Genomic DNA, 6,460 nt, shown 5'->3' with positions numbered 1-6,460 from the left:
GACGTCTTCATGACGCAGTTCCACGGCGAGGACGATGGCAGGATGGCGCCCGCGCGGCAGCAGGCTCTGATACGCCTGTGCGACCGCACGAGTGAGAAGCTTGTCACGTACCGAGCGGCCATTTACGAAAGTGAAGATAAGTCTCGGGGTCGCGAACGACTCCTGGCTCATGGTGGCCAGGCCGTGAACCCGGATCGCATTGCGCACCGCTTCAAAGGTGAGCATTTGAGCAGCGAGTTTTGCTCCTAAAATCTGGCGCACCCGTTCCAGCGACGATGCCGCACGTGGCAATTCGAACAGGGTGCGGCCATCCGCGGAAAGCGAGAAGGCGATTTGATAGTTCATCAGCGCCAGCCGCTGAATCGCCACGGCGACCGCGCTTTGCTCGGTAGGAACCGTCTTGAGGAACTTGAGGCGCGCGGGAGTGTTGAAAAACAGATCGCGTACCTCGATCTGAGTGCCCGGTGCGATCGCGCATTCGGCCGTGTCTTCAATATCGCCGGCGGTCGCGATGACTTCGATTCCAGCGGCGTCCGCGGGACACCGCGTGCGCAGGGTGATACGCGAGACGCTCGCCGTGGAGGCGAGCGCCTCGCCGCGAAACCCGAGCGTGCGAATCGCCGCGAGGTCGGCCGCGCTGCTAATCTTCGAAGTCGCGTGGCGGCGCAGCGACACGACTGCGTCCTCGCGGCTCATCCCGCAGCCATCGTCCGAGACCAGGATTCGCGCGCAGCCGCCGCGCTCAATTGCGATGTCGATACGATGCGCCCCGGCGTCGAGAGAATTTTCTACCAGCTCTTTGACTGCGGAGGCGGGCCGCTCCACCACCTCGCCCGCTGCGATCTGGCTTGCAACCTGCTCGGGCAGGATGTGAATCAGCCGCCCAGCCATAGCTCTGTTAGACAATGCGGCTTTTGGTCCCGATACTCAAGCCGATCCCTGCAAGGAGGCTCGCACCTAAGCTTGGACGAGGACCGCGTCGCTCGAGTTGAATGAGGGGCGCGATTCTGGAAAGCTCTTGCGCGCCGCGCTTTGAACTAACCAGCGCCCCGATGCTCAAGAGAACGTTCATTTCCCTCACCCTCGCCCTCGCTCTAATCGGCGCAACCCGGGCGGGTGCCGAGGTCAGAATCGGGGTAGGCGTGGTCGGACCGATTTCTCCGCAGACCGAAACCGACATCGACAACCTGGTTGCCAAACTGCCCAATGTTACCGCCGTTCCGATTCAACCGCCGGGAGACGTTGATGCTTGTGTAAAACGGTTCGTTGCCGGTGAGAAGGACGACCAGCTCGACGCGCTGATGGTGGTAAGCTTGCCAACTGACTCCTTTCATACGCAGCAGGAGGACAAGGAAGCCAGGTTCACCGGCACCTATGAGATCTGGACGCTGAATCTTTCCACCCTGGCCGAGGACCGGCACGCATTTACTTTCTCCGACACTGAAACCGTGGTCGGTGGGGCAACCGCGATCCTGTCCATTCCTGCGCAGCTCTTTGTCGAGCGCGCGACTGGCAAGAAGCTGCTGTCGAGCAACGCGTGGCAGGCTTACGAGGCCGTGCAGGCACGGGTCGAAGCGAAGCTGGTCGCGGCCACCAAGCTCTATCTTTCCACCTCGACGCTGCGGGAGACGCAGCCGCTCAACATGCTGACCTGCGCGAAGGCGCTGGTCGACCGCGGCGATGCGGATACGGCGCTCGCCGTGTTCAAGGCGGCGGGAGTGGACAATCCTCAAGTGCGACAGCTGATGGCTGATGCACAGGTGAAGCTCAAACGCGCGAAGGCTGAGGGCCTTCTCGGCCGGACGCTGGGTGCGATGGCAGGCGGCGACTCGCACGCGGCAACCCTGATGCTCGCCCAGTACCAGGCCGCGCCAGAGGCGCAAACTAGCCGAGCCGACGCTATCAGCAGGGCCCTCGCGGTCGAAGCTGACCATCGAACCGACTACGCGTATCGAAAGGTCTTGACCAGCGATGTGCCCGGGCTGGATCAGACGGCGTTCGTCGCGATGGTGACCGAGATGGTTACCGGCGTGACCGGGACGACGCCCCAAGATGTGAGCGTGGGTGGCAAGGACCTGACCATCCAGGATAAGAAGGCCGCCGACGGTCTCAAGACGTCCCTCGATGCCTATGCGAATGCACTGAGCAAGGCGGCCTGGCTCATGAGTATGAAGTGCGGATGCGATGCGGTGGCCCGGTTGACGGCCGATCCCTCCGGAGTGGTCTTGCTACGAGCGCGCTTCGAGCCCTCTTTCACGCGCGCTCAGGTCGGGCTACCCTAGGCGGTTCAGACTTAAGGAAGCGAAGACATCTAAATATGAGAAGCTGTGCACTTTGCGGCAAGGCACCGTCGGTTGGCAACAACGTGAGCCACGCCAACAACAAATCGAAGCGGCGTTGGGAGCCGAATCTGCAAGAAGTCCGCGCCCATATCGGTGGTGGCGTCAAGCGAATCCGCGTCTGCACTCGATGCATCCGCGCGGGCAGAGTCCAGAAAGTCGCCTGAACCCACCGCACGATTTGCCACCGCACCAATTCAGGTTCCCGCCCTCCGGTGTGGCCGGGAGCCAAGTCTTTTCCGCTCAGAAGAGCGCGTCGAGTTTATCGGGTGGTCTCGCGATCACCGCGCGGTTACCTCGGACGACGATCGGCCGCTGCATGAGCTCGGGATGCTTGATCAGCAGCGCGGTGACCTGCTCTTTGCTGGTGTAGTCTGTCGCCTTCAGCTTTAGTTCCTCGAAACGCTTGTCTTTGCGGACCAGGTCGGCGGGAGGACTTTCCAGCATCGCAAGTATTTTCTCGAGGGTTGCTCGGTCGGGTGGGCTCTTCAGATATTCGATAAGGTCGAACTCGACCTTTAGGTCGCGCAGCTTCTGCAGCGCGCCGCGGGAGTTTCCTCAGCCGGGGTTGTGATAAAGAACGACTCGTTGCATGCCTTTTCTCGCGCGGGTTTTTTGGTAAGCATAGGCGGCGCGCCGCGAAAGGATCAATCGTGTAGCGTGGCCCGGGCACCAAGACCAGGGAGGGTGCGGAAATTATGCGCGCGATTAGGGTAATCAAACCTCTCATTCTCGGCTGCGTGATGGCGCTGGGGCTGGCGGCTCCCGGCGCGGCCATCACCTTTACCTCCGCACATGTCAGCGGGAATTTCGTTTATCAGGACGGAAGGCCCGCCGACAATCGCCAGCTTCATTTCCAGAATCGCGCTTCGGGCGACATGTTCGTGGCGGCAACTGACAACCATGGCGACTTTGCGACCTACCTGCCGCCCGGGCTCTACGATCTGCGCGCCGAGCGCGGCGTAATCCTGAAAGCGAAAATCCTCGTGGTTGGCAACGACGATTTCAATATCGGACGCGTGGTAGAGCCGGCGCCCCTGGACGTGCGCCGTCCGTTTGAGAGTCAGGGAGTCGCCGAGGCGATAGTGCAGAGCCCCGCGCCTGCGACGGCAAATATGAAGGGGCGCCCGATGGAATCGCTGAAGCAGGGACATACCGTGGTGCAGTTGCTCTACGGCCCGGCCAAGCCTCTCCCACCGATTCCCGCTGCCGAGCCCGCACTGCCGACATCCCCGGCGCCTTCCCCGGCTGCTGCAGCATCGCCGGCGGCGCCTTAGTCGGTTGCGCGTTTCCCGTAGTTAGCCCTTTAGCCGGCCGGCTCGTTCCCCTGGAGTTGGAACCGGAAGTGCTCGAGAGGTCCGCTCGCTGCTCGCAGTTGGCGCGTGGCGCGGCCTTTCATTTCTTTGCGGCCCCGCGCGCGGCAAGCGCCCGAGGATGGTCGTCGCTTAGATAGCCTTCGAGTTTGCGCGCGAGGGGCGGCGACAGGTTCTTCAGGACACCGCATTCCCGGGACGCGAGATCACGGCGGCCCTCATCGGCATAGACCATCCCGAGGTCGTAGTGTGCGTTGGCAAAGTCAGGCCGCAGCTGTACAGCCCGATCGAACGCGGCGATTGCGTCGTTCTGCTGGTCGCCATCGACGAGGCAGAGTCCGCGTCCCCACCACGCCTCGGCAAGACGCGGCTCCTTGTCGAGGGCTTTCTTGAAAAGCTCGAGCCCCGCTTCACAATCGGACAAGTGCCAGGACGCAAGCCCGTCGAGGTAGTAGTCGGTGGCAGCGACGGGACGCTGGGGATGGCGCCATTGTGCGAAGGTACGCGGGCGACTTCGGTCGAGCGTGAGAATCCGTTCCAGGGGTACCGCAAAGTTCAGATTCTCGCCCTCGCGCATGAACGCGGTCGCGATGCCGACCACCTCGCCCCGCGCATTCAGGACCGGTCCGCCGCTGGAGCCTTCCGAGATGGCTGCGGTGATTTGCAAGGTGGCCGGTTCCAGGTCGCTTTGCCCGGCCCGCTGTTCCGGGACCGCCGAAACGATTCCCTCGGTGACGGTTTCGTCCAGACCCATCGGACTGCCCATCACCATCACATGATCGCCCACCTGCGGCCGTTCGGACGCGACCCTCAGGTAGTGGGTTTCTTCCTCATCAAGGACCAGCAGGCGCGCCAGGTCCGATTTTGCATCGTCGGCAAGGATGACCTGCACCGGGGCCAGTTGGCCGTCAAGGGTGCGGACCTTGGCCGAGGTGGCACCCTCGATCACGTGATGGTTGGTCAACATTTCGCCGCTTGAGCTGACGAAAAATCCGCTGCCGAAACCCAGTTCGTGCCCGCGCCGATCGTAAACGATGATTGTTACGACCGCCGGGCGCGCCTGTTTGATGAGCGCGCCCAGATTGGCGGTCGGCTCGACGGCCGCCGGCGTAACGGTTGCCTTTACGGACTGGCGGTCGGCGCGCTGCTGCCAGGCGAGGAGAGTGAGTGCCGCGATTCCAAAGGCGATTGCAGCCCAGGTCCATCCGCGGCCTCCGCTGGGAGCCCGCGACTGGTTGGGGGACAGAGCGGAACCAGTTTCGTCGAATGACGCGCCGCACGCGCGACAATAGAGGTCCTCGCGCGATACTCGCGCGCCGCCGCAACGACCGCAGAAATTCGTACTCAAAATGTGTGTCCCTTTAATCCGGTCGACACCGGATATTCGACGCGGTTTGCCGCGCTCAAGCAAGTGCCCCGTAGAGGCATAGGGCGAATGAGGCGGGCGCGAACCGGACCTTGCGGCTCTGGGGCACGGTTTTCTGCAGCAATCGAGATCCAGCACGGAAAGCTCGGAATGCGTGATGCAGGATTGCGGCTGCAGCGGGCAATTGACTGTCGGCGGATCGGTTGACGTAATCATCGGTAGGGGGTTCGGTATGCAGAACAAAAGTAGACCCAAGCTCGCGGCTCGCGAAATGTTCTACTGCACCAAGTGTGGCCACCTCATGCACCAAAGCGCGAGGGCCTGCCCTGAGTGCGGTGCTCCGAGTAGCGTTCAGGGCTGGTCCGATATCTCCGATCGGTCGCGTCTGACGGCGCTGCTGCTCTGCATATTCCTCGGCATATTTGGAGTACATCGCTTCTATGTCGGGAGAATGGGTAGCGGGATACTGTGGCTACTCACCGGCGGACTGTTTGGAATCGGGGTGGTCTACGATCTGGCGATCATCGCCTCCGGTGAGTTTGAGGATGCCGATGGATTTCGGATTGCAGAGTGGGAGGCGGAGTAATCTACTGCGGCATCAGCCGCCGATCTAATACTTCGATCGAAAACTTTCTAGCCAATCCGATTAGCCCGAACGTCTCTGAAAAACGCCTGTTTCTTTTCTAGCGAGACGCAATAGGTTCAAGGAGATTCAATGTCTTGGCTGTCAAATTGGCTCTCAGCGTGGCGCCCAACCGACTTCAGCTTCGCCACCGGCGCGTCACGCAAGCAGATCATGGAGCTGGCGAGCCTCGCTTTCGTGGAGCGCGGAGAACATGGTGTTTCTCGGACCCTCCGATCCAACGACATAATGCCCACCTCGCTATGTGCCCGGATTTATTAGGTTTAGTTGCCCTGCTGGAACGCTTCGCGGGAGCTTTTGCCGCAGCCTTATGGCCTCAACGGCGGCTTTTACCTTTTCGCTCGCCAGTTGTTCGGGGCTGATCGCCCATGGCGCGTACGGCACCGGCTGATGCGCGCATAGCAGGCCGGATTCCACCAGCTTGCGAACGGTCGCGGTGCTTACTCCAAGGAGCTTCGCGGCGGCGGCGATAGTTAGCGCCTGACTCCCATCGCGTTCCGGATTGAACGCCGCGATGCCGTTATGATTGCGCAGCGAGTTGACCCGCGTTTGTACCCACGTATTTCCCGCCCCCGTACGATAGCCGAGACGATTGAGGACGCGTGCGATCTGAGCATCCGGAAGCGTACGGGCGAGATCCCTGACGACCTCGACCACCTCCCGGTCCGTTGTATACCGATGCTGGCCGGTTCGATTTTTGTGTACGTAGAGCGCCGAGTGCTTGTCGCCCTTCCAGTGGATCACAAGTTCGATGCTCTGATCGGCGACGATCCCAACCACGATCTCCTCGATGAGCACG

Annotated in this window: 8 protein-coding genes; 4 read left to right on the top strand and 4 right to left on the bottom strand. The window is 61.7% G+C overall.

Annotated elements, in window-relative coordinates; translation table 11 throughout:
- The coding region (gene mutL, locus VGI36_20050; protein HEY2487442.1) for a DNA mismatch repair endonuclease MutL at nt 1–891 on the bottom strand (891 nt) is incomplete at its 3' end.
- Nucleotides 892–1,052: 161 nt separating this feature from the next.
- On the opposite strand from mutL, the gene VGI36_20045 reads away from it, so the two are divergent.
- On the top strand, nt 1,053–2,282 hold the full coding sequence (locus tag VGI36_20045; GenBank protein HEY2487441.1) for a hypothetical protein: 1,230 nt from the start codon (nt 1,053–1,055) through the stop codon (nt 2,280–2,282).
- Between the two features lie 35 nt (nt 2,283–2,317).
- Complete coding sequence (gene rpmB / locus VGI36_20040) at nt 2,318–2,506, top strand: 50S ribosomal protein L28 (GenBank protein ID HEY2487440.1); 189 nt, start codon at nt 2,318–2,320, stop codon at nt 2,504–2,506.
- 76 nt (nt 2,507–2,582) lie between these two features.
- Here rpmB and VGI36_20035 read toward each other — a convergent pair whose 3' ends face one another.
- Complete coding sequence (locus VGI36_20035) at nt 2,583–2,786, bottom strand: ArsC/Spx/MgsR family protein (GenBank protein ID HEY2487439.1); 204 nt, start codon at nt 2,784–2,786, stop codon at nt 2,583–2,585.
- Nucleotides 2,787–3,037: 251 nt separating this feature from the next.
- Here VGI36_20035 and VGI36_20030 point away from each other — a divergent pair, with 251 nt between their 5' ends.
- Entirely contained in the window at nt 3,038–3,616 is a 579-nt protein-coding gene (locus VGI36_20030) for a hypothetical protein (GenBank protein ID HEY2487438.1), read from the top strand.
- A gap of 118 nt (nt 3,617–3,734) precedes the next feature.
- Here VGI36_20030 and VGI36_20025 read toward each other — a convergent pair whose 3' ends face one another.
- Complete coding sequence (locus VGI36_20025) at nt 3,735–5,000, bottom strand: trypsin-like peptidase domain-containing protein (GenBank protein HEY2487437.1); 1,266 nt, start codon at nt 4,998–5,000, stop codon at nt 3,735–3,737.
- A 250-nt stretch (nt 5,001–5,250) separates the two neighbouring features.
- On the opposite strand from VGI36_20025, the gene VGI36_20020 reads away from it, so the two are divergent.
- Nucleotides 5,251–5,604, top strand: a complete 354-nt coding sequence (locus VGI36_20020; protein ID HEY2487436.1) for an NINE protein — start codon at nt 5,251–5,253, stop codon at nt 5,602–5,604.
- A gap of 297 nt (nt 5,605–5,901) precedes the next feature.
- On the opposite strand, the gene VGI36_20015 is transcribed toward VGI36_20020, so the two are convergent.
- The coding region (locus VGI36_20015; protein ID HEY2487435.1) for a helix-turn-helix domain-containing protein at nt 5,902–6,460 on the bottom strand (559 nt) is incomplete at its 5' end.

Source organism: Candidatus Binataceae bacterium, assembly GCA_036495685.1.
Classification (GTDB): domain Bacteria; phylum Desulfobacterota; class Binatia; order Binatales; family Binataceae; genus JAFAHS01.
This window is presented reverse-complemented; position numbering and strand designations above follow the sequence as displayed.

Bases quoted from the DNA above. Each gene is read 5' to 3' on its own strand.
- VGI36_20045 (HEY2487441.1), top strand. From the start codon at position 1,053: ATGCTCAAGAGAACGTTCATTTCCCTCACCCTCGCCCTCGCTCTAATC.
- rpmB (HEY2487440.1), top strand. From the start codon at position 2,318: ATGAGAAGCTGTGCACTTTGCGGCAAGGCACCGTCGGTTGGCAACAAC.
- VGI36_20035 (HEY2487439.1), bottom strand. From the start codon at position 2,786: ATGCTGGAAAGTCCTCCCGCCGACCTGGTCCGCAAAGACAAGCGTTTC.
- VGI36_20030 (HEY2487438.1), top strand. From the start codon at position 3,038: ATGCGCGCGATTAGGGTAATCAAACCTCTCATTCTCGGCTGCGTGATG.
- VGI36_20020 (HEY2487436.1), top strand. From the start codon at position 5,251: ATGCAGAACAAAAGTAGACCCAAGCTCGCGGCTCGCGAAATGTTCTAC.